Origin of the sequence: Altericroceibacterium indicum (assembly GCF_009828105.1) — a bacterium.
GTDB classification, from domain to species: domain Bacteria; phylum Pseudomonadota; class Alphaproteobacteria; order Sphingomonadales; family Sphingomonadaceae; genus Altericroceibacterium; species Altericroceibacterium indicum.
Genome location: NZ_WTYQ01000002.1, coordinates 284,852 through 303,862 on the forward strand (window position 1 = coordinate 284,852; position 19,011 = coordinate 303,862).

Sequence of the window (19,011 nt, forward strand, 5' to 3'; positions counted from 1 at the left end):
GCATGTGGACCATTACCAAGCCTGATATTGCCGCGCTCGAAACCTTCGATATCTGTATCGAAGGAATACGGAACCCAGCTTTGAAAGCTAGGTTGGAAGGAATTCGCCAGCAGATTGAGGACGCAGACGCCGATTTTGATATTAAGGGGTTAGCAGGCCAGCTCTACATGATTGCTCAATCTGCTGACGTGATCGGTGTAGGGGGCGCTGTGACTGCCGACGAAATGGTGAATCTTTACAAGCGTCATATGTCACGACAGAAAAGTCGTGGACGGACGATCTATGATAAAATAATGGCAGCCGCAGCCTATGGGCAGTGCCCATTTTGCGGACATTTGCCGGTATCTACACTCGATCATTTCCATGGTAAGGCCGAATATCCCGTACTGGCAGTCACCCCAGTTAATCTCATTCCCTGCTGCAAAGATTGCAATGATTACAAGGGAACGGCAGCCGCGCTAACACCAGAAACCCAATTCCTTAATGCCTATTACGATGATTTGACGGAAGATCGCTGGCTCTATGCTCAAATTATACATGGTTCGCCGCCTGGAGCGATTTTCTCAGTTATCCCCCCTGCACATTGGGGAGCGGTCACCACACAGAGGGTAGCCCGTCATTTTCGCGAACTGAATTTGGCTAAGCTCTATTCATCGCAGTCGAGCCGACAACTACAAAATATCCGCAGCTCGTTGTCAAAAAATTATGCGGCAGGTGGCGCAGCGGCGGTTCAGGCGGATTTGCTTGAGCGAAGTGACAGTTGCAACGTCGTTGCAATTAATTCGTGGGAAGGTGCCCTTTTTGAAGCAGCGGCAAACGACGGCTGGTATTGCGGTGGCGGATTCGACGCATAGACTACCGTCCGAGTTCAAGTCCACGCCTCGGCGCGCTTCGGGATTGTTCCCTCGCTTGCCCTGTGCTCCGCGAGAATTCGCTACGGATCGTTTGCTGACCGCCATCCCGCATGAGGCGATAATTGGCTGCCTGATTGTGTAGGCTCAAAATCTGCCGCGCATGACGCTCGCGGGTTTGCTTGATCTGTTCTTGCAATTTGCGACGTTCGGCATGTTGAGCGTTGAGCATGGCCTGACGTTGATCGCGGTCGCGACGCAGCGCGTGATAGGCCTCAAACTCGTTCTTCTTGACCATTTTGGCGTGATCCCCCGTCAGGCGATCCCACAAGCCCCGCACGCCCGTTCGCAGACGACTTGCCCTCTCTTTCGTCTCGCGCTGCCAACGCTCGCGTTTCGTGCCATCCCGCCCTCCGATCTCAAGACCTACGACGACGCCTCCGCACGGTCGCCAGACGACGGTCGCGCAGTGCGTCCTCGTCCTCACCTTCAAGTTCATCGGGATCAAATGTCTGGCTGAGGCTGGTGTGCTGGAGAATCTTCTCCCAGCCCGCCAATTCCTCTAGGATTTGGTTTGTAAACACTCCCTCAGAGTGCACCATCCTCCCTTACATTCCATTGGTTTGCCCAGCTTGTGGATGATCGCTTTCCATCCCTGTGAACGGCTTTGTCAGACATATCACTCTGGCAGTGACAGCTGGCAGCGGATTGGCTTTCGCATATTAGCATCAGCCCGCTCGTTTACACCGGGAACAATTGGCCCTTCTATTTGCTGTTAGAACATATGGATAGCAGCGATGCAGCATTAATCGCTTTATTCGCAACAAGCCGCATCACACGAATTCTAAGGAATCCACTATGTTTAAATGGGCCATTATTTTTCTGATTATTGCAGGTATTGCAGCAATACTTGGCTTTGGCGGTATCGCTGGCGCTGCTGCTGGCGTGGCAAAATTTCTGTTCTTCGTCGGTCTTGCACTTGTCGCACTGTTTGTTGTGCTGGGTATCGTTGCCGGGAAGAAAGTTCTTTAACGCTGAAACACTCTATTTGGCACAGCCGCGTTTTTGTGAGGCTGTGCCAAAGAGCCTGAACTAAACCGATGATGCGCGGCGGAAGCGCTTGGCGGCAGTTTCAGCTTTCTCGATTGCCTCATCATCGCAATCCGCTTCAGCCAATTTATCCAATTCGTCGGCCGCGCGCTTCAACATGCCCTGAAGAGCATTTTTCTCCTGCTCGGCATTAGCCAGCTCGTGGCGCAGCTCGCGCTCTTTCTTCTCGTCACTCATGAAGCCACCTCCGCAAATATCTATATCCGCACAGGTGACAATCGCAAGCGCGCGAAAGAGCGTAATTTGTCGAAAAGTGAATTCAGGCCAAGCGGCGCCCACTCAACACCGAAAGGTGCGCCAAGCCACGCTCCCAATACCACTCGAGCAGCTTCACAGGATCATCTTGGCTCGGTTTTGGTGCCCGCAAGCTTTGCGGCTCTGGCTGGCTAGCCATTTCAGGTTCTCCGCTCGTATAGATGATGGATAGGCTTTGCCCTTCCACCTCTCCCAACGAACAAAGTGCTTCTTGGTTTCCAAAAAAACTTTCCATTCGCCCTCAAATTCCAGTCAATTTGGCGTAATCTTGCGCAGCTGCGCAGACACATACGCACACCAAAGAACGGGAGATATGAGGGATAACACGCATCCCTCCGGCCCATCAGCAGGCCAAAGGGATGCAAAACAATCAGTCGAGCGCCATCAGGCTTGCGTTGCCACCCGCAGCCGTGGTGTTGATCGATAATGACACCTCATCCAGCAGCAAATCGAGATTATACAACCCGTGCCTTGATCCGGCAGTGACCGAGGGCGCATGGACGGGCACAATTGCACCATCAAAGGCGGCAATCTCTCTCAGTTTTACGGGGAGGCTCTGTTCATCCCCTTCCACCAAAGCAGAGGCAAATGGCGCATCACCAGCAGGGATAATCCGCAGGGCCAGCCCTTCCGGTAAATTCTCAGGCAGAGATTGCCCCCGGATCGCCGCCGTGCCGCCGGTCGCCAATACAGCAGAAATAGCATTATACATGCCGGCCACACTGTCCGCCCAGACAAGGATCAACCCGCGTGGTTCGAGCGAATAGATATTACGTTCCCCTACGGGCCCGGCCAGCTCGATCTGAAGCCCAAGTGCACTTCGCCGGGCGTAAAGGCGGGCGGTTTCCACCGCTTGCGCTTCGCCGTGCTGTTCCAGCCAATCGATCCACTCGGATGAGGATGGGCGAACGGGGTGATTGGCCTCAATCAAAGGCGCGGCACCGCGCATCAAACGGCGCAGATAGATCGGCCCGCCAGCCTTGGGGCCGGTTCCTGAAAGGCCCTGCCCGCCAAAAGGCTGCACACCCACCACAGCGCCCACCATATTACGATTTACATAGAGATTGCCTGCTTTGACACGCGCACTCACTTCCGCAATCGTCTCATCCAGCCGCGTATGAAGGCCAAAAGTCAGGCCATAACCCTTACCATTTATACGATCGATCAGTTGCTGCGTATCCTTGCGGCGGTAGCGGATGACATGGAGCACCGGCCCAAACACTTCGCGATCGAGCGCATCAAGATTGTCGAGTTCGATAATGGCCGGGGCAACAAAAGTACCCTTGCTGCATGACGGATCAATCGGGCTGCGCTCCACTGTGTGGCCAAGCGCCGTCATCGCAGCGATATGCCCTTCAATATTCGCCTGCGCTTCTGCCGTAATAACCGGGCCAATATCATTGGCCAGCTGATCCGGATTGCCGACGCGCATTTCGCGCAAGGCACCCTTCAGCATCACCAATGTCCGATCAGCAATTTCTTCCTGCAGACACAGGATGCGCAACGCTGAACAGCGCTGCCCGGCACTGTCGAATGCCGAAATGATGACATCGCCTACCACCTGTTCAGCCAGAGCGGTGGAATCGACCATCATCGCATTCATGCCGCCGGTTTCTGCGATCAGTGGAAGAGGTTCGCCCCGTTCTGAAACCCGGCCAGCAAGGCTCGCCTGTATCAGCCGCGCCACTTCAGTGGAGCCGGTGAACATGACCGCCGCCGTATCGGGGGCATTGATGAGTGCCGCCCCCACCGCGCCATCACCAGGCACGAATTGCAACGCGTCTTCGGGAATGCCTGCTTTGTGCAGAATCCGCACAGCTTCGGCTGCGATCAGCGGGGTTTCTTCAGCTGGTTTGGCGAGCACGGAATTGCCAGCCGCCAATGCCGCTGCCACCTGGCCTGTAAAAATCGCCAGCGGAAAGTTCCACGGACTGATGCACACAACAGGGCCGAGTGGCTCGACATGATCGCCAGACAATCCGCGCGCCTGTTCGGCATAATAGCGCAGAAAATCTATTGCTTCGCGCACTTCAGCGATGGCATTGGCGGCAGACTTTCCAGCCTCACGCACCAGCACACCCATCAATTGCGGCATCCGCGCTTGCATAATGTCTGCCGCAGTTTCGAGCATGGCTGCACGACTAGAAACGGGTTCCTCCAACCAGCGGCTTGCCTTGGCGCGTTCAACAAAAGCAGCAGCCTGAGCTGGCGCGATTTCTGAAACCTGCCCGACAATATCCTCGTGGTTTGCCGGGTTGAGCACATTGCGAGGTTCCAATCCGCCCGACGCGGGAAACGCCTGCCACAGATTTTGCGCACTGAGCCGCATCTCAGTCGCCAGGTCAGCCAGCGCGGCTTCATTGCTAAGATCAATTCCGCGAGAATTGCGCCTCGCATCGTAGATGTCCGATGGCAAAGCGATCTGTTCATGCGGGCTGCCGGGCTGAGATTGTGAGGCCACGAGAGCGACCGGGTCCTGCACCAGATCCTCCACCGGAAATTGCGGATCACCAATGCGGTTCACAAAAGAAGAGTTCGCGCCATTTTCGAGCAAGCGGCGGACGAGATAGGCCAGCAAAGTGTCATGCGAGCCGACCGGTGCGTAAACCCGGCAGGGGCGATTGAGTTTGTCAGCTCCGACCACCTGCTCATACAGCGGTTCACCCATGCCATGGAGGCACTGGAACTCATAATCACCGGGTGCGAAATTCTCACCTGCCATGTGATAGATGGTCGCCATGGTCTGGGCATTATGTGTGGCAAATTGCGGGAACACCGCGTCTGGCGCGCTGAGCAACTTCCGGGCACAGGCAATATAGGCCACATCGGTGTGCAGCTTGCGGGTATAGACCGGAAAATCCTCCAGCCCATCAACCTGGGTACGCTTGATCTCTGCATCCCAATAGGCCCCTTTAACAAGGCGCACCATCATCCGGCGGCCAGCCCGGCGTGACAGATCGATAATCCAGTCGATGACAAAGGGGCAGCGCTTGCCATAGGCCTGCACCACAAAGCCAAGCCCGTTCCAGCCCACAAGGTCAGGATCAAGCGCCAGGCTTTCCAGCAGATCAAGCGAAAGTTCCAGCCGGTCAGCCTCTTCGGCGTCAATGTTGATGCCGATATCATAGGATTTGGCCAGCACGGCCAATTGCTTCACAAGCGGCAGAAGCTCACCCATGACCCGGCCTGCCTGAGAACGGACATAACGCGGGTGCAGCGCGGATAGCTTGATCGAAATACCCGATGCAGCAATCGGCCCTCGCCCGCCAGCAGCTTTGCCAATGGCATGGATGGCATTTTCATAATCGGCATAATAACGCGCAGCATCTTCTGCCGTCATCGCCGCTTCGCCCAGCATATCGAAACTATAGGTGAAGCCCTTGGCTTCCATCTTGGCACCGCGACGGATAGCTTCCTCGATCGTCTCACCAGTCACGAATTGCTCGCCCAGCAAGCGGATCGCCACATCCACGCCTTTGAGGATGACCGGTTCGCCTGCGCGGGACACCAGCCGGGCCAAGGCGCGGCCCAGACCACGCTCATTCACGGTGGAAACGAGCTTACCCGTCACCACCAGCCCCCAAGTGGCAGCGTTAACGAAGAGCGACCGCCCATCACCGAGGTGCGACTGCCAATTGCCACTGCCAATCTTGTCCCGCACCAGAGCCATGCGAGTTGCCTTGTCCGGCACCCGCAGCAGCGCTTCAGCAAGGCACATAAGCGCCACGCCTTCATCGCTGGACAGTTCATATTCCTGCACCAGACCTTCAACACCGCCACGGCGTGGATTGGCGCGAATGGTTTCCACCAGCCGCTTTGCTGTGCGCCGAGCATTGTCGCGCACAGCATCTGGCAGCGTTGCCATCGGGATCAAAGCTTCCAGGCAATCCAGCTCCGGGCGACGATAGGCCGCAGTGACGGCTTGCCGAAGCGTATCCTGCTCCCGAATCGGTAGAGCAAATCTCGCAAAGCTCTCGGTCGATTGCGTGGCTGGAGAAACTTGCTGTGGATCGGCCTTCTCACTGGATTCAGAGCCGAAAACTTCTTCAATATTACGCATGACGATACGCAAAACCTGATCGAGAGAAACAATAATTCAGCGCCTAGAAAGCATCTGCAAGCAGGAGGCAATTTATTTTTCTCAAGGTTCATATTGGCTTGGGTCAGCACCTAGGGAGGACAGCCTCATCTCATAGAGGTCTGAAATGCGTACAAGCAGCATCTGAGGCGAAAGGCGGAGAGGAACAAAGTGAGACTTGATCGCAGGTGAAGCCACAGGGCCCGGAAAACCTAATGAAAACAAAATGTTGGAATATGGTTAAAATTTAACTTAACAGACCTATTAATAAAATCATACTAACCGAAAAATTAATATAAAAAAATTAACGAACCTAATCATAACTTTAGGGCGTGACGTTAAAATCGATCATTTTCACCCGATCATTGCCTATTAACAGGAGGGTTAATCGTCGCTATAACAAAATTATCTCACGGGATTATAAAAATTCTTCAAGCAAATTCAATTTGCTATGCGAAATATAGAATTATTCAAGTATTTATATCAGAACTTATCGATTAGGGATAAACGGAAAAATCATGATCGCTAACTTTCTGTGCCGTTATTTTGGACACAAAATAAATCGGCACCGCGTTGCCCATGATGGAGCTAATTACAGAACGAATTGCCAAAGATGTGGTCAGCCCATGATACGCGACTGGGATGGCTGGCGCGAAGATAGTGACAAAAACTCACACCAGAAGTAACCTCACTACTCCAGCCGGTATCAGTCTTGAATGCTGTCAGCCTATATGTGACGCCAAAATGAATGCGTAGGAATACATATATAGCGTAGTTCAACTGGCTGAATCGCAACCTCCTGAACAGAAAGAACTGTCGCATCATGCAGTAAAGCTAGTGAAGACGTTGCCTGACCGGGTGATCGCTTGTTCTTCCAGTTAGCGTTGGATGGCTTGAAGCTCGGATGCTATCCTAAGACTTGCCTGCCACACTCCCGACACTTTGACGAACAAAAGCCCGCTTGTCTTGAAACCGTCAACGCGCAACTCTGTTGCGAGGGCCAGAGCGCTACAGGCTTGAAATCAGCCCCCCCCGTTGCTGAGCGCAGCCCAAGCATTATGGCTGCTATGCTGGCCGTATCGGCCGCGCTCAGTTCCGCCATCAGTACAGTTGCGGAGAAGTTGCGTCGCTTGTCATGACCCTGTCACAGATACACGGAATGGCGCAGCCTTGCCTTTCGCGATATCGTTTTCAGGAGTTCTTAATGCCTCTATCCTTTCGTGCAGCCCTGATGGGAACTGCGCTTGCCGCTACGCTGGCTCTTTCCTGTCCTGCAGTGGCGCAGGATAGCCCTGATCTTGATCGTGCAGCTCAAGGTGTACTGAGCGAGAAAGGTGGAGCACGACGACTGAAGGGCGATATGACGGATCAGCTTCGTGCGCTGATTCAGAATGGCGAAGTCCGCAATGTCATCTTGTTGATTGGTGATGGCATGGGGGATTCAGAAATCACCGTAGCGCGCAATTACGCCAAGGGCGCAGGCGGCTTTTTCGAAGGAATCGACGCCCTCCCCATCACTGGACAATATACCCATTATTCACTTGATCGCGAGACCGGGAAACCAGACTATGTGACCGATTCCGCTGCATCTGCGAGCGAATGGTCAACTGGCGTAAAAACCTATAATGGCGCCATCTCGGTCGATATCCATGGCCAGCCGCACCCGACTTTGCTGAAGCTCGCGAAAAAGGCAGGCTATGCCACGGGCGATGTTTCCACCGCCGCCATTCAGGATGCCACTCCAGCGGCGCAAGTCGCCCATGTGCTTCAACGCAAATGCTACAGCCCCTCCGTCACTGCCGAAAAATGCGCACCCAATGCGCTGGAGAACGGCGGTGCGGGCTCTATTTCTGAACAATTGCTTGATACGAGGCCGGATGTAACTCTGGGCGGTGGCTCTGCTTCATTCGCGGAGAAAGCACGCGCGGGGAAATGGGCCGGCAAGACCCTGTTCGAACAAGCCGAGAAGCGCGGATATACAATCGTGCGCAACGCAGCCGCTCTCGACAGTGTGACGCAAGCAGATCAAGAACACCCACTCCTCGGCCTGTTCTCTGATGACAACATGCCCACCCGCTGGACAGGCCCACACGCCACCTATCATGGCAATCTGGATGACACGCCTGTACGCTGCTCCATCAATCCTGAGCGCACAAGCGACATTCCCAAGCTTGCTGCCATGACCAGCAAAGCAATCGACCTGCTGAAGACTAACCCCAAGGGGTTCTTCCTGCAGGTTGAAGGCGCATCAATCGACAAGCAGGATCACCAGGCTGATCCTTGCGGCCAGATTGGCGAAACGGTTGATCTTGATGAAGCGGTGCAGGTCGCTCTCAACTTCGCCAAGACGGATGGGCATACGTTGGTCATCGTTACAGCAGATCACGCCCATACCAGCCAGATTATTGCAAATGACAGCAAGTCACCCGGCCTGACGCGCTCCCTTATCACGGCGGATGATGCGGTTATGACGGTGAATTATGCGACAGCGGAAGTGGGCCATCAGGGCCACACCGGAACCCAGCTTCGGGTAGCGGCATTCGGCCCCTACGCAGCCAATTTCGCTGGCCTTACCGATCAAAGTGATATGTTCTTCACGATCAGTGAAGCTCTGAAACTGGGGCAGTAATCAAGCAGAAATGTTCAGGAGAGCTGCTGAAAGGGGCTCTCCTGACAACCGATCAACGGTTAAGGGTCTGAGGGTGCGCCCGGCGCATCTTCTGCATCATGAGTTCTTCAGCACGGAATACCAGCTCATCGGCATCAAAGGGCTTGGTCATATAATCATCTGCCCCCTCGAAAAACGCGATCTTTTCACTTTCCTGCGCATCAATCGCCGTCAACATCAAGATTGGCACACTCACGAGGCTTGGGGTGACGCGCATTTCCCTCATCACCAGACCACCATTCATTGATGGCATCATCTGATCGAGAATAGCGAGGTCTGGGGCACGAAACTGCATGGCTCGCAACGCCTCTTCTCCATCAGGCAGCCAGCCAACCGCGTGACCTGCCTTCATAAGAGCATCAATCACGACCTGCGCGACGATTTCATCATCTTCTGCGTAAATGATGCGACCCATAATCACTTCCCGTTATGATTTTATATATTTTCAAGGGCATAGTGTAGAACATGCCCGGATGGACTTTCCACACTTACTGGGTCACTTCTATAAAGCAGTACAGTTAACGAAATCTCTAATTTTGCTCACTAAATTGCGTTTCAAGCACATGAAAGCGTGCACATTCAGGTTAACGAAGGCCTGTGCATCGCAGGTAGGTGGAAAAGCAAAAATGCTTGTGTAGCGATGACTTCTAATAGCTTTCTAATTTTTACATTAGCAGCTATCAGTCAGGGGGGATATATCCATCACAACCGAGACAATGAAGACTGCAGACCCAACCCCTACCGTGCGCCATTTTAATTCGGACTCTGAATTGATGCGCCACTTCCTGGCTAAACCGGGTTTTTTGGCAGCGCGAATTGATCAGATCTGTACGGTACTCTTCGCTGACCTCTGTGATTGCGTAACCTTGTCGCAGGCCGAATTGATTCTACTCATCGATCGCTTTGGCCCGATGTCTCAAATTCAGCTCGCCCGCTCTGCCGGTAATGATAAATCCACCACGGCCTACATTGTCAGCAATCTGGAAAAAGCGGGGCGGATGATCCGAAAACCCTCCTCAACAGACAGGCGAGTTTCACTGGTTCACCTGAGTGATGACATGTCCGCCGAGGTCGGTCAGTTGAGAAGCGGGTTCGAGACACTCCAGCAAAAGCTGCAAGAAGCAGCACCCGATACATATCAGCAGTTTCTGACCATTCTCATAAAACTGGGCTGTGACAGCGAGACAGCCGCCCCCCTCTGGCTGTGCGACGCAAAATGTACGAGCACCGACCTTACTGTTGCAACGAGCTTTTTATCCCGCCGTTTGCTGCAATCCTTACAGGCAGAATGCGTGGTGCGCACGAAGGGGTTGGGCATCACCTTGCGCCAATTCTCTCTTCTGTTCCTGTTGCGCCATCGCGCATCCGTGACGCAAGGCACCTTTTCCCGCCTGTTTGGGCTGGACCCATCCACTTGCGCCGTCATTATGAACGGGCTGGAAAAGCGTGGCATGATCGCATGGGAACGCTCCCCCAGCGATAAACGGGAACGGGTTTACACAATCACCCCCCTGGGGCTGAAAACTTTTCCGGAATATTACCGGCATGTGTTGGAAGCGCAGGCTTTCATCATGCGCCATCATAGTGAAGAGGAACTCGATCTGGTGATCGAAACACTTCGCCAAATGGTGAGACGGTATAATTCGCGCCTGCGCTATCCGGGCTTTGTATCTGAATTGCTCGAGGCTTAGCCCCGTCCGCGATAGGATGCGACCCCCTGATCGGGCACCCACAAGCCTTCAGGCGGCGAACCGCTCTGCCAGAATACATCGATCGGGATACCGCCGCGCGGATACCAATAACCACCAATGCGCAGCCAGCGCGGCTTCATTTCATCGAACAAGCGCTGACCAATGCCAACCGTCACATCCTCATGAAAACCGCAGTGATTGCGGAACGAACCGAGGAATAACTTCAGGCTCTTGGATTCGACGATGGTTTCACCCGGCGCATAATCAAGCACCAGATGGGCGAAATCCGGCTGTCCGGTCACTGGGCATAAAGAGGTAAATTCAGGTGCTGCAAAGCGCACGAGATACAGGCTGCCCTTACGCGGATTTGGCACATAATCGAGCACGGCTGCTTCTGGCGATGCAGGAAGCGCGCTCTGCTGGCCCAAGTGCAGGGGGCCGGTCTGGTCGGGAGTGTCACTCATGCAACGCTGATGCCCTGATCGGTGCTTTCATACAAGTGGCCGGTTTGACGCAGATAAATCACGCGCTATTCAGCGCATCCCCGCTTGGCGCTATTTAAGGCGCATAACATTCGAGCCATGACCATTCGCCACCTACTACTCCCAAGCCTAGCGCTACTGATCGCATCGCCAGCACTGGCAGCACAAGATTCGGTGACCGGCTTCAAGCTGCCCCCGTCGTCCGATCAAACGCCTGAGGTTCAAGGCCCGGTTGTTGATGATGTGCCAGCTCCCACGGTTCCAAACGCGACTCCTACCCCCAAGCCCACGTCCACGCCAAAAGCTGAGCCGACTCCAAAAACTGTAGCGACGCCCAAGCCAACAACCAGCCCGACTCCGGCACCTGCAACGCGGTCACCAAGCAAGCCGAAAGCAGAGCCGACACCCACTCCTCGGCCGCAGACCAGCCGCGAAGCCGAAACAACACCCGATGCCGCGTTGCCGGAAAACGCACCTGTCGCAACCCCCACTCCTGCACCGGCAGAGACACCAACAGCCCAGACACCCCTACCCGTGCCGGCCGAAACAGCGCCCACGCCGGAAGTGGCATCCTCTGATAGTGGCAGCGCATCGTTCTGGCCCTGGCTGCTAGGGCTGGCCATTATCGCGATCATGGCGCTGGGCGGCTTCTTGTGGAGGAAGCGTGAGAAGGCAAACCAGACACCTCTTCTGTTAGAACGCCCGCGTGTCCCGGCCGCGCCGCAACCAGCAGCAACGCCGGACGACACTGCGCCATCTCCGCCACCGGCAACCGCTGATACCCCGGCCGACACCCTTGCCAATATTACGCAGGATGGACCTTTGCGGTTGGCGATGGAGGCCCGCGAATTGTCGTTGACTCTCATCAATGCAACGCTGAGCTACCGCTTGATGATCACCAATATGGGGGAGGTGCCGCTGCGCAATCTCATCCTGACGGGGAATATGATTGGTGCCCACGCATCACTGACACGCGAAGAGCAGATCGCAAGCGAAGCGCATGACTTTGACGTGCTGGAACGGATCGACGAGATATCGGCTGGCGGCAGCTATGTTTTCAACGAAGAGTTTCGTCTGCCATTTCGTGAGATCAGACCCATCCGGCAAGGTAACAGCGCCTTGTTTGTCCCGCTGGTCAGGTTTCGCATCATAGCAGACGGCTTGCCGCAGACTGCACTGCAAACATCGATGATCGGGCTTCGCTCAGAACGTGCCGGTGGTGGGTTGCAGCCGTTCCGCCTGGATCAAGGCCCGCGTGTATTTACCGATCTGGCACAACGAGCATTCACCTGATGATCTTATCGAGGGGCGAGACAACTCGCCCCTCGACGCGCTGTCTTGCAAAGTATACCAATTGAGCCATGGAATCTCTTGTCTCGACCGAATGGCTCGCCAACCATCTTAACCATCCCGATTGTATCATCCTTGATGCATCAAGCCACCTCCCCACTGCTGAACGCGATGCCGCAGCAGAATTTGCCAATGCCCATATTCCCGGTGCTCGCTTTCTTGATCTGGCTAGCCTGACCGACAAGGATAGCCCCGTTCCCCATGCGCTGGCGAACGCAGATCAGGTGGCACAGCGCCTCAGCGCACTGGGCGTTGGGCAAGACAGCACAGTCATTCTTTATGATGATAGCATCGTGAAAACCTCAGCGCGGGCGTGGTTCAACCTGCGAATGCATGGGATGAAAAAATGCGCGATACTGGATGGCGGGTTGGGCAAATGGCGGTCTGAAGGCAGAGCGTTGGAAGACGGTGAAGCGCCGGTGATGGCTGCAGACTTCACTCCACAGCCCGGCGATGGCAGCATTCGCAGCAAGGGGGATATTCTGCGCAATTGCGCCAGCGGCAGCGAGCAGCTTCTCGATGCCCGTGATGCTGGACGCTTCAGCGGGGAAATCCCGGATTTCCGCCCCGGAGTGGCCAGCGGTCATATTCCCGGCTCGCGCAATCTGCCCTTCACTGAAGTTTATAATGACAATGGCACGTTTAAATCCCCCACCGAATTACGCAGAGTGTTTGAACAGGCTGGCATTGACCTTGCCAAACCCCTCATCACCACATGCGGTAGTGGCGTCACGGCGTCAGTCCTGCTGTTCGCGGCTCATCTGATGGGCAAGGGTAATGTTGCCTTGTATGATGGAAGCTGGAGCGAATGGGCCGTTGACCCTGAAACTCCCAAAGCGACAGGGGCCGCAGCATGAGCGCACATAACAGCAGCAAACCCGCCACCAAGGTGGTCAGCGGCGGGCGGCGCAAGGATTGGACATGGCCGGTAGTCAATCCGCCCATCTGGCGCGCTAGCACGCATCTTTATGAAACCACTCAGGATCTTCGGCGTGGCCACCCCAATGAAGACGGTCACTTTCACTATGGCCGGCGTGGTTCACCCACCCAATGGGCTTTGGCAGAAGCGCTGACCGAGTTGGAACCAGGCGCTTACGGAACGCTGCTTTATCCCAGTGGTGTGTCTGCCATTTCCGGGGCTTTGCTTGGCGTGCTGAAAGCCGGTGATGTGCTTTTGATGACAGACAATGTCTATGAACCAAGCCGGGATTTAACCCGCACCTTGCTGGCCGATTTCAACATTGAAACGCGCTTCTTCGACCCATTGGATGTGGACGGGTTTGCCGATTGTTTCTGCCCCAAAACCGCAGCTGTTTTGTTCGAGGCACCCGGCAGTCTGACGCTTGAAATGTGCGATGTGCCAAAACTGGCTGCTATTGCGCGCGCAAATGGCGCGCTCAGCCTGATTGATAATACATGGGCCGGGCCACTTGGCTTTACCCCGCTTACCCATGGGTGTGACATTACAATCATGGCGCTGACCAAACATGTTGGCGGCCATTCCGACCTGATGATGGGCAGCGTTGCCGCGGGCGAAGAACTTTACAAACGCCTGAGAATCAAGTCTCAGGCGCTGGGTATGGTGGTATCCCCCGATGATGCCGCGCTGGCCTTGCGCGGTCTGCGCACTATGCACGTCCGTTTGCAACATTCCACGGCCACAGCGCTGAAGCTGGCTGAGTGGCTTGAACAGCGGCCTGAAGTAGCGCGCGTGATGTGCCCGATGCTGCCGGGCGCACCTGGGCATGATCTGTGGGCACGTGATTTCACAGGTGGCTGCGGCCTGTTCAGCTTTTTGCTGAAAGGCGCGGATGTGCAGGCACAATCACGCTTTATAGACGCGCTGGAACTGTTCGGCATCGGCTATAGCTGGGGTGGGTTTGAAAGTCTGGCCACACCGTTTGAGCCAAGCCGCGCGCGCAGTGCAACTTCATGGCCACCAGCGGGTGTGGAGCGAGAAGATCGCTTCGGCATCAGGCTGGCCATTGGCCTTGAAGACCCAGATGATCTACAGTCTGATCTTGCCCAAGCTTTTGAAAAAATGGACCTTAAATGACAGCTCCTACCGATGCAGCCACTTCCTCCAGCGGAAATTCAGCAATAGATATGCTGTTAAATCCGCAAGGGAGTGAAGTGGCCTCATCGGCAGCCAGTAATGCTCCTGCCGCAGCGGCCACCCCCGCCCCTGATGATGCGGTAGGCGCTGCGGATAGTATCAGGGATGCTGTGACTCAGCACAGCATGACTGTCGGCGAAATCATCAATAAGCTCGATGCGATTGGCTTCACGGTCGGCTCTACCCGCATTTCGGTGTGGAGCGCACTGCTGGTCTTTATGGTCATCGCAGCGACGATCATTTTTGCCCGCATTGGCAGCAGGCTGGCGCATAGTATGTTCAACCGGCTGACTCGCCTCAGCCCGACCCAGCAGGTGCTGGGAGAGAAGCTGTTAACGCTGATCGTCTGGGCGGTTGCCATCCTGATGGCAATTGATGTTCTGGGCATCAATTTGACCGCTCTTACCGTGTTTTCCGGCGCTTTTGGCCTTGCCATCGGTTTTGGCCTTCAGAAAACCTTCGGCAATCTGATCGCCGGAATCATCTTGCTGATGGACCGTTCGATCAAGCCGGGCGATGTGATTGCGGTGTCCGATCAGGCGGGCAATTCCACCTTTGGCCAGATTCGCAAAATCGGCATTCGCGCAGTTTCAGTGACAACGCGGGATCGCCGTGAGTATCTGATTCCAAACGAACAATTGATGATCAATCAGGTGGAAAACTGGTCCTATTCCAGCAAGGTTGTGCGGATTCAGGTGCCGGTTGGCGTGTCATACAACGCTGATATCAAGCTGGCGGAAGAATTGATGATGCAGGCCGCCAAAGAGGCAAAGCGTGTCCTTGAAACCCCGCCGCCTTCGGCCTGGCTGGACTCTTATGGGGACAGTTCGGTGAACTTCGTCATCCAGTGCTGGATCGATGATCCGGAAGAAGGCGTGGGCAATGTCCGGTCGGAAGTTCTCAAGAATTTGTGGTGGCTGTTCAAGGAACATGACGTTGAAATCCCCTTCCCTCAGCGCGACATTAATCTGCGTGGGAATGAACAATTTGAGCACCTTATCGCCGCTATTGCCCAACGAATGGAAAAGCGTGACGATGCTCTTCCGCCCAGAAAATCCGAAGAATGACGCCGCCTGTCGCCAATCCTTCAAGATGACCTGACGGGCACACAAAGCAACCTAACAGCACGACAAGCGCTTTCAACAGCACCACAAAGATACATTGGGCCAACCTGCCAATGAAAGCCCCGCTTCGCTTGCGCTAAAGCTCAACTACCCCCTGCCAAAACCATTCTCGCTGGCACTTCGTGTCTGCCCTCGCCATCTCACCTTCATGGAACAGGCAGGCACAATCTATCTCGTGGGCGCAGGCCCCGGTGATCCCGATCTTCTGACGCTGCGTGCAGCGCGGTTGTTGATGAGCGCATCCTTGATTGTGCATGATGGTCTGGTGGACCCGAAAATTCTTGCCATGGCCAAGCAAGGCGCCAAGCTCATCTCGGTGGCCAAGCGCCGTTCGAAGCATACCCTGCCCCAAGATGACATTAATGCCCTGCTGGTTACTGAAGCGAAGGCTGGACGTGATGTGGTGCGCCTCAAAGGCGGTGACCCGTTCATTTTCGGGCGCGGCGGGGAAGAGGCTGAAGCAGCCCGCGCTGAGGGCGTGCATGTCGAGATTGTCCCCGGCATCAGCGCAGCCAATGGCGCGGCAGCGGCAGCGCAAATTCCGCTGACCCATCGCGATCATGCCAGCATCGTCAGTTTTGTGGCTGGCCAGTGCAAGGGCCTGAAAGATCAGGATTGGGCGGGCCTTGCCGGAAAAGGCCGCACACTCGTAATTTACATGGGCGTAAAAACTGCGCCGATGATTGCCGAAAAATTGATGGAAGATGGCCTGTCTCCCGCTATGCCCGTGGCGGTGATCGAGAATGGCGCACGCCCGGAAATGCGGGTGCTGCGCAGTTCCCTCGCTGGCCTGCCTGAAATGGTCGAGGCCAACAAAGTTCAAAGCCCTGCACTGATCGTGATCGGGGATGTCACTGCAAGCCGCGATGAAGCGGCGCTCAAACAACTCGCGCTGGAGGCGCAGCCATGAAGATCCTTACGGGCAATAATCTGGAGACCGGCGCGGTCGTCTGGTGGGACGGCCAGAACTGGTCCCTCAATGTGAACGATGCCGTGGACGCTGGCGACGATTTTGAAACCATTCTGGCAAGCGAAGAAGCCGCCCGCCGGGTGAATGTGCCCTATGCCATTGATGGTGAAAAGCTGCCCAACGGCTCCGTCCGCCCGGCCCATATCAAAGACCGTATTCGCGCGCTTGGCCCCACGGTCCGCGCTGACCTCACTCTCAAGCCGAACGATCCTGCTGCGATCGACGAGGTAATCTGATGTACCAATATGACCAATATGATCAGGCGATGGTCGATGCCCGTGTCGAGGAATTTCGCGACCAGTGCCGCCGCCGCCTTGAAGGCCATCTGACTGAAGACCAGTTCAAGCCGCTCCGGCTGATGAACGGGCTCTATCTCCAGCTTCATGCCTATATGCTGCGCGTAGCCGTACCCTATGGCACGATGAACAGCACGCAGATGCACGCGCTGGCTGACATTGCCGACAAATATGACCGTGGCTATGGCCATTTCACCACCCGCCAGAACATCCAGTATAATTGGATCAAGCTGGAAGATGCGGCCGATATTCTGGCCGATCTGTCCAAGGTGGAAATGCACGCCATCCAGACCAGCGGCAATTGCATCCGCAACATCAGTTCAGACCATTTCTCCGGCGCTGCTGCCGATGAAGTGATCGATCCGCGCCCTTATGCCGAATTGATGCGCCAATGGTCGAGCTTCCACCCGGAATTCACCTATCTGCCGCGCAAGTTCAAATTCTGCGTGATCGCGTCGGAAAAAGACCGTGCCGCCATGCGCCTGCATGACATCGGCATCCGCATACTGCGCAATGATGATGGCGAAGTGGGTGCGCGCTTCTATGTCGGCGGCGGCATGGGCCGCACGCCGTTCATTTCCCCGCTGATCCGCGATTTCGTGCCGATTGACCAGCTCATCACTTATGCTGAAGCCTGCCTGCGGGTCTACAACCGCTATGGCCGCCGCGACAATAAGTACAAGGCCCGGATCAAGATCCTCGTCCATGAGCTGGGCAAGGAAGAATATACCCGCCAGGTTGAAGAAGAATTCAAGCACCTGCTCGATCAGGGCGTGGAACCGCCCCTCGCCGAGATTGAACGGATCAAGACCTATTTCGAAGGCCCCGCTTTTGAAGAAGGCCTGTCTGACGAAGTAGACCGTTCCGATCCTGATTTTGCGCTATGGGTTGATACCAATACCAATCCGCACAAGCAGGCTGGCTATGTCAGTGCGGTGATCAGCCTGAAGCCGGTAGGCGGCATCCCCGGTGACGCCACAGCCGAACAAATGCACCTGATCGCTGATCTGGCACGCGAATACAGCTTCGACGAATTGCGCGTGATGCACACGCAAAACATTGTGCTGCCACATGTAAAGAAAGCCGATCTCCATGCTATCTGGACGAGGCTGGAAGCCGCTGGCCTTGGCACGGCCAATCTCGATCAGGTGGGTGACATCATCGCCTGCCCCGGCCTTGATTATTGCAGCCTTGCCAATGCCCGTTCCATCCCGCTGGCGCAGAAGATTTCGCGCCGCTTCGATGAAAATGGCAAGGGCGCAACCTTGGGCGAATTGAAGCTCAAGATTTCGGGCTGCATCAATGCCTGCGGCCACCATCATGCCGGCCATATCGGCATTCTGGGTGTCGATAAGAAGGGCAAGGAGAACTACCAGCTCTCCTTCGGCGGTTCGGAAGGCGAAGATACTTCGCTCGCCAAGATCACCGGCCCCGGCTTTGATGAAGATGGCGTGGTGGATGCGGTGGAAAAGGCCACCGATGTTTACCTGCGCGAACGCCACGATGGCGAACGCTTCCTCGATACCTATCGCCGCATTGGCATGGCCCCTTTCAAGGAAGCCCTTTATGACTGAGACCGCCCCTGAAAATTACGTGCAGATCCGTTTCCGCGATGATGCGCAGGTGAGTGATCCTGCCGTGACCGTGGACGCTTTCCTCGGCCAGACCAACGCCGTGGCCGTGCGGATTGAACCGGGTGATGATGCGCGCCAATTGCTGCCGCATCTGGATCGGATCGCGCTCGTGGAAGTGAACTTCCCGGCTTACACCGATGGGCGCGGCTATTCCGCCGCCCGCATCCTGCGCGAAGAAGGCTATACCGGCGAATTGCGCGCCGTGGGCGATGTGCTGGTGGATCAGCTTTCGCACATGAAGCGCTGCGGGTTTGACGCTTTTGCCCCCAATGCCCCGCTTGATGAAGAAGACGTGAAGGCCGCGTTCAACCGCTGGCCCGAAGTCTATCAGGCCGCAGCCGATGATCGCCAGCCGATCTGGAACCTGCGGCACAAAGGTAAATAAT

Annotated in this window: 18 protein-coding genes; 13 read left to right on the top strand and 5 right to left on the bottom strand. The window is 55.5% G+C overall.

All coding sequences use genetic code 11. The annotated features are described in order from the left end of the window. Positions 1-2 precede the first annotated feature (2 nt). Positions 3-854 carry an HNH endonuclease signature motif containing protein gene (locus GRI39_RS06220; protein ID WP_160738846.1) on the top strand — a complete coding sequence of 284 codons (852 nt, stop codon included), beginning with the start codon at positions 3-5 and terminating at the stop codon, positions 852-854. 1 nt (position 855) lies between these two features. Here the strand turns inward: GRI39_RS06220 and GRI39_RS06225 are convergent, their stop codons facing one another. Then, entirely contained in the window at positions 856-1,149 is a 294-nt protein-coding gene (locus GRI39_RS06225; protein ID WP_160738847.1) for a hypothetical protein, read from the bottom strand. A gap of 560 nt (positions 1,150-1,709) precedes the next feature. On the opposite strand from GRI39_RS06225, the gene GRI39_RS06230 reads away from it, so the two are divergent. Continuing rightward, the gene (locus GRI39_RS06230; protein ID WP_160738848.1) at positions 1,710-1,883 is read left to right on the top strand and encodes a DUF1328 domain-containing protein; all 174 of its coding nucleotides are present in this window, start codon (positions 1,710-1,712) and stop codon (positions 1,881-1,883) included. 60 nt (positions 1,884-1,943) lie between these two features. Here GRI39_RS06230 and GRI39_RS06235 read toward each other — a convergent pair whose 3' ends face one another. Both GRI39_RS06235 and putA read right to left on the bottom strand, forming a co-directional pair. Continuing rightward, positions 1,944-2,138, bottom strand: coding sequence for a hypothetical protein (locus tag GRI39_RS06235; RefSeq protein ID WP_160738849.1), 195 nt, complete (start codon positions 2,136-2,138; stop codon positions 1,944-1,946). A gap of 448 nt (positions 2,139-2,586) precedes the next feature. Continuing rightward, positions 2,587-6,276 carry a trifunctional transcriptional regulator/proline dehydrogenase/L-glutamate gamma-semialdehyde dehydrogenase gene (putA, locus tag GRI39_RS06240; RefSeq protein ID WP_160738850.1) on the bottom strand — a complete coding sequence of 1,230 codons (3,690 nt, stop codon included), beginning with the start codon at positions 6,274-6,276 and terminating at the stop codon, positions 2,587-2,589. A gap of 536 nt (positions 6,277-6,812) precedes the next feature. On the opposite strand from putA, the gene GRI39_RS14825 reads away from it, so the two are divergent. Both GRI39_RS14825 and phoA read left to right on the top strand, forming a co-directional pair. Then, the gene (locus GRI39_RS14825; protein ID WP_425482326.1) at positions 6,813-6,980 is read left to right on the top strand and encodes a DUF1660 family phage protein; all 168 of its coding nucleotides are present in this window, start codon (positions 6,813-6,815) and stop codon (positions 6,978-6,980) included. Positions 6,981-7,498: 518 nt separating this feature from the next. Further along, positions 7,499-8,923 carry an alkaline phosphatase gene (phoA, locus tag GRI39_RS06245; RefSeq protein ID WP_246204933.1) on the top strand — a complete coding sequence of 475 codons (1,425 nt, stop codon included), beginning with the start codon at positions 7,499-7,501 and terminating at the stop codon, positions 8,921-8,923. Between the two features lie 52 nt (positions 8,924-8,975). Here phoA and GRI39_RS06250 read toward each other — a convergent pair whose 3' ends face one another. Further along, positions 8,976-9,377: a response regulator transcription factor gene (locus GRI39_RS06250; RefSeq protein ID WP_160738851.1), complete on the bottom strand. Its 402-nt coding sequence runs from the start codon at positions 9,375-9,377 to the stop codon at positions 8,976-8,978. A gap of 301 nt (positions 9,378-9,678) precedes the next feature. Between GRI39_RS06250 and GRI39_RS06255 the strand changes: the two genes are divergently transcribed. Then, positions 9,679-10,653 carry a MarR family transcriptional regulator gene (locus GRI39_RS06255; protein WP_160738852.1) on the top strand — a complete coding sequence of 325 codons (975 nt, stop codon included), beginning with the start codon at positions 9,679-9,681 and terminating at the stop codon, positions 10,651-10,653. Here GRI39_RS06255 and queF read toward each other — a convergent pair. Next, on the bottom strand, positions 10,650-11,117 hold the full coding sequence (queF, locus tag GRI39_RS06260; RefSeq protein ID WP_160738853.1) for a preQ(1) synthase: 468 nt from the start codon (positions 11,115-11,117) through the stop codon (positions 10,650-10,652). The two genes, GRI39_RS06255 and queF, sit on opposite strands and share 4 nt — an antisense overlap. Positions 11,118-11,234: 117 nt before the next feature. Here queF and GRI39_RS06265 point away from each other — a divergent pair, with 117 nt between their 5' ends. The 8 genes from GRI39_RS06265 to GRI39_RS06300 all read left to right on the top strand — a co-directional run bounded on the left by GRI39_RS06265 (position 11,235) and on the right by GRI39_RS06300 (position 19,010). Then, a complete protein-coding gene (locus tag GRI39_RS06265) occupies positions 11,235-12,428 on the top strand; it encodes a hypothetical protein (RefSeq protein WP_160738854.1) in 1,194 nt (397 codons plus the stop codon). Positions 12,429-12,496: 68 nt separating this feature from the next. Then, entirely contained in the window at positions 12,497-13,342 is an 846-nt protein-coding gene (gene sseA / locus GRI39_RS06270; RefSeq protein ID WP_160738855.1) for a 3-mercaptopyruvate sulfurtransferase, read from the top strand. Continuing rightward, entirely contained in the window at positions 13,339-14,541 is a 1,203-nt protein-coding gene (gene metC / locus GRI39_RS06275) for a cystathionine beta-lyase (RefSeq protein ID WP_160738856.1), read from the top strand. Before sseA ends, metC begins: the two co-directional genes overlap by 4 nt. Then, on the top strand, positions 14,538-15,668 hold the full coding sequence (locus tag GRI39_RS06280; protein ID WP_246204934.1) for a mechanosensitive ion channel family protein: 1,131 nt from the start codon (positions 14,538-14,540) through the stop codon (positions 15,666-15,668). Before metC ends, GRI39_RS06280 begins: the two co-directional genes overlap by 4 nt. A gap of 205 nt (positions 15,669-15,873) precedes the next feature. After that, entirely contained in the window at positions 15,874-16,635 is a 762-nt protein-coding gene (gene cobA, locus GRI39_RS06285) for a uroporphyrinogen-III C-methyltransferase (RefSeq protein WP_160739231.1), read from the top strand. Next, entirely contained in the window at positions 16,632-16,931 is a 300-nt protein-coding gene (locus tag GRI39_RS06290) for a DUF2849 domain-containing protein (RefSeq protein ID WP_160738857.1), read from the top strand. The genes cobA and GRI39_RS06290 overlap by 4 nt, the downstream gene beginning before the upstream one ends. Further along, positions 16,931-18,565 (top strand): nitrite/sulfite reductase, encoded by a 1,635-nt coding sequence (locus GRI39_RS06295; RefSeq protein ID WP_160738858.1) that lies wholly within the window; start codon positions 16,931-16,933, stop codon positions 18,563-18,565. Before GRI39_RS06290 ends, GRI39_RS06295 begins: the two co-directional genes overlap by 1 nt. Continuing rightward, positions 18,558-19,010, top strand: a complete 453-nt coding sequence (locus GRI39_RS06300; RefSeq protein WP_160738859.1) for a DUF934 domain-containing protein — start codon at positions 18,558-18,560, stop codon at positions 19,008-19,010. The genes GRI39_RS06295 and GRI39_RS06300 overlap by 8 nt, the downstream gene beginning before the upstream one ends. Position 19,011 lies beyond the last annotated feature (1 nt).

Coding starts and splice junctions, on each gene's coding strand:
- GRI39_RS06235 (WP_160738849.1), bottom strand. CDS start 2,138: ATGAGTGACGAGAAGAAAGAGCGCGAGCTGCGCCACGAGCTGGCTAAT.
- GRI39_RS14825 (WP_425482326.1), top strand. CDS start 6,813: ATGATCGCTAACTTTCTGTGCCGTTATTTTGGACACAAAATAAATCGG.
- GRI39_RS06265 (WP_160738854.1), top strand. CDS start 11,235: ATGACCATTCGCCACCTACTACTCCCAAGCCTAGCGCTACTGATCGCA.
- cobA (WP_160739231.1), top strand. CDS start 15,874: ATGGAACAGGCAGGCACAATCTATCTCGTGGGCGCAGGCCCCGGTGAT.
- GRI39_RS06250 (WP_160738851.1), bottom strand. CDS start 9,377: ATGGGTCGCATCATTTACGCAGAAGATGATGAAATCGTCGCGCAGGTC.
- GRI39_RS06280 (WP_246204934.1), top strand. CDS start 14,538: ATGACAGCTCCTACCGATGCAGCCACTTCCTCCAGCGGAAATTCAGCA.
- GRI39_RS06230 (WP_160738848.1), top strand. CDS start 1,710: ATGTTTAAATGGGCCATTATTTTTCTGATTATTGCAGGTATTGCAGCA.
- GRI39_RS06220 (WP_160738846.1), top strand. CDS start 3: ATGTGGACCATTACCAAGCCTGATATTGCCGCGCTCGAAACCTTCGAT.
- GRI39_RS06225 (WP_160738847.1), bottom strand. CDS start 1,149: ATGGTCAAGAAGAACGAGTTTGAGGCCTATCACGCGCTGCGTCGCGAC.
- GRI39_RS06295 (WP_160738858.1), top strand. CDS start 16,931: ATGTACCAATATGACCAATATGATCAGGCGATGGTCGATGCCCGTGTC.
- queF (WP_160738853.1), bottom strand. CDS start 11,117: ATGAGTGACACTCCCGACCAGACCGGCCCCCTGCACTTGGGCCAGCAG.
- metC (WP_160738856.1), top strand. CDS start 13,339: ATGAGCGCACATAACAGCAGCAAACCCGCCACCAAGGTGGTCAGCGGC.
- putA (WP_160738850.1), bottom strand. CDS start 6,276: ATGCGTAATATTGAAGAAGTTTTCGGCTCTGAATCCAGTGAGAAGGCC.
- GRI39_RS06290 (WP_160738857.1), top strand. CDS start 16,632: ATGAAGATCCTTACGGGCAATAATCTGGAGACCGGCGCGGTCGTCTGG.
- GRI39_RS06255 (WP_160738852.1), top strand. CDS start 9,679: ATGAAGACTGCAGACCCAACCCCTACCGTGCGCCATTTTAATTCGGAC.
- GRI39_RS06300 (WP_160738859.1), top strand. CDS start 18,558: ATGACTGAGACCGCCCCTGAAAATTACGTGCAGATCCGTTTCCGCGAT.
- phoA (WP_246204933.1), top strand. CDS start 7,499: ATGCCTCTATCCTTTCGTGCAGCCCTGATGGGAACTGCGCTTGCCGCT.
- sseA (WP_160738855.1), top strand. CDS start 12,497: ATGGAATCTCTTGTCTCGACCGAATGGCTCGCCAACCATCTTAACCAT.